This window comes from Pelomonas sp. KK5 (genome assembly GCF_001984095.1).
Lineage (GTDB): Bacteria > Pseudomonadota > Gammaproteobacteria > Burkholderiales > Burkholderiaceae_C > KK5.
On the sequence record NZ_LYVQ01000460.1, the window covers coordinates 1 to 1,650 of the forward strand.

The 1,650-nt window shown below is 74.8% G+C and carries 2 protein-coding genes; both read right to left on the reverse strand.

The genetic code is table 11. The features are described from left to right. Positions 1–826: cache domain-containing protein (locus tag B0W88_RS31630; protein ID WP_198938005.1), on the reverse strand; the 826-nt coding region annotated here is incomplete at its 3' end. Positions 827–850: 24 nt separating this feature from the next. Next, a partial coding sequence (locus tag B0W88_RS31635) for a sensor histidine kinase KdpD (RefSeq protein ID WP_144007136.1) occupies positions 851–1,650 on the reverse strand: 800 nt, incomplete at its 5' end.

The following is a 1,650-nucleotide window of genomic DNA, read 5'->3' on the forward strand; positions in this document are numbered from 1 at the left end:
TCACCATCCAGCCCGCCTGCGGCACCGCCGCCATCGCGACGAACTGCGGCCCGGTGCGCCAGGCCCAGGCCTGCGACTCCAGCGGCGCGCCCTCGCGGCGCCAGCGCGCCATCGCCTCGGCCAGGCGCGGGTCGGCGGCGGCATCGCGGCGCAGCCAGGCGGGATCGGGATGCGAGACGATGCGGCCCGCGGCATCGGTGACCACCGTCTCGATCGGGTCCTGGCTCAGCGCGCTGGCCGCCGTCGAGTCGGTCAGCAAGCGGTCGGTCTGGGTGCGCAGCACGCCGCCCAGCACCGCGGTCACGCGGCCTCCGGCATCGCGCAATGGCACGGCCAGCACCACGCCCAGGCGCTGGCCGTCGCCCTCGTCGTCCAGCGGCTCCGAGATGGCCACCGCCCGCCCCTGCCGCGCCTGCTCGAAATAGGACCGGCCCAGCAGCACGCGGCGGCCGCCGCCCACGCCGGCCTCGCTGCCCACCGCCAGCACCCGCCCGTCATCGGCCGCGGCGACGAAGACATGCGAGAACAGCACCGCCAGCACCGCCTGCTGCGACAGGAAGGCCTGCGCATCGCCTTGCGCGCCGGGCCACAGCTCGGCGGCGCGGCTCAGCGCCTGCTCGCGGTTGAGCAGGCGCGAGGAGATGGTCTTGGCCACCGTGTCCACATCCAGCGCCGAGTCGACGATCGACTGCTCGGCCCGGAGCCGCGTGTCGCGCGAGACCAGGAAGACCGTCATCGCCACGCTCAGCGCGATCACCGACACGGCCATCAGCGCAATGCGCAGCTTCAGCGAGCCCAGGCCCGCGCGGAACAACATCGATGCCATCGGCGTTCTCCTTCGTCCTTGTCGTCAAGGAATGGCCGGCAGACGCAGTTCCACGGTCGTGCCGACGCCGGCCTGGCTCTCGACACGGATATCCCCGCCCATGGCCTGCACCAGCTGCCGGCTCAGGGCCAGGCCGATGCCGCTGCCGGGAATCGCGCTGCGCTCGCGCCCCAGGCGGTTGAAGGGCTCGAACAGGCGGGCCAGCTGTGCCCGGTCCATGCCGATGCCGTTGTCGATCACGCGCAGCAGCAGTTGGCCGCTGTCGGCCCGCGCCAGCTCGATGCGCACGAGCCCGCCGCGGCGGCCGTACTTGATCGCATTGCCGGCCAGGTTCAGCAGCAGCTGGCGCAGCCGCAGCGCGTCGCCCAGCGCGCGCGCATCGCCGCCGCTGTGGTCGGTGAACATCAGCCGCACGTCCGCCTGCCGGGCCTGCAGGCGCAGCATCCGCTGCACCTGGCCGACCAGCGGCGCCAGCGGCACCGGCGCCGTCTGCAGCGCCGCCGCGTCGCGCTGCGGGTCCAGCAGCTGCTCGGACAGCGCCTGCAGATGCCAGGCCGCGGCCTGCAGGCCCTCGACCCACAGCCGCGCCGGCTCGGCCAGCGCGGCGCCCTCGATCTCCAGCAGCTGCGCATAGCCGGTGATCGCATGCAGCGGCGTGGCCAGCTCATGGTGCAGCTGCGTCAGCCGGGCCCGGGCCTCGCGCCCGGCCGCCAGCGCCTGCTCGCGCTGCGCGCCCAGGTCCAGCATCAGCTGCCGGGCCCGCGCCTCGCCGGCCCGCGCCTCGCGCTCCTGGCGCAGCAGCCACAGCGCCGCCAGCCCGGCGC